Source organism: candidate division WOR-3 bacterium, from assembly GCA_026418155.1.
In the GTDB taxonomy this organism is placed as follows: Bacteria; Hydrothermota; Tepidihabitantia; order Tepidihabitantales; family CAIPLT01; genus JAOABV01.
The window spans coordinates 1-504 of sequence record JAOABV010000120.1 but is presented as its reverse complement, the minus strand read 5'-3'; the positions used below and the strand labels follow the sequence as shown (position 1 = coordinate 504).

Genomic DNA, 504 nt, shown 5'->3' with positions numbered 1-504 from the left:
ACTTCAGCATTTTCATGGTTTTCTAGGGTATCAGCAATTATTTCCGCAGTAATTTCCATTTCGCTTTCCTTCATTCCCCTTGTAGTTGCCGCAGGGGTTCCGATTCGGATACCGCTTGTCCCAAATGGACTGAGTGTTTCGAAAGGTACAGTGTTTTTATTTACGGTAATTCCTACCTCGTCTAAAACCTTCTCTGCAACCTTTCCAGTCAATCCTTTATTTGTAAGGTTTAAAAGCATAAGGTGATTGTCTGTCCCACCGGAAACCATATGAAAACCTCTAGCTTTAAGCTTTTCAGCTAACTTGGCAGCATTTTTTACGATTTGCGCCTGATATTCCTTAAACTCTGGTGACATAGCTTCCTTAAAGGCAACTGCCTTTGCAGCAATAACATGCATCAAAGGGCCGCCCTGAATTCCTGGGAAAATTGCCTTATCTATCTTTTGAGCAAACTCCTGCTTGCAAAGAATCATCCCGCCGCGTGGTCCGCGCAATGTTTTGTGG

At 43.3% G+C, this 504-nt stretch carries 1 protein-coding gene; it reads right to left on the bottom strand.

What is annotated here, in order from left to right:
* Positions 1 to 504, bottom strand: a 504-nt coding sequence (locus tag N2201_07565; protein MCX7786056.1) for an aminotransferase class I/II-fold pyridoxal phosphate-dependent enzyme, incomplete at both ends; no start/stop codon positions are given.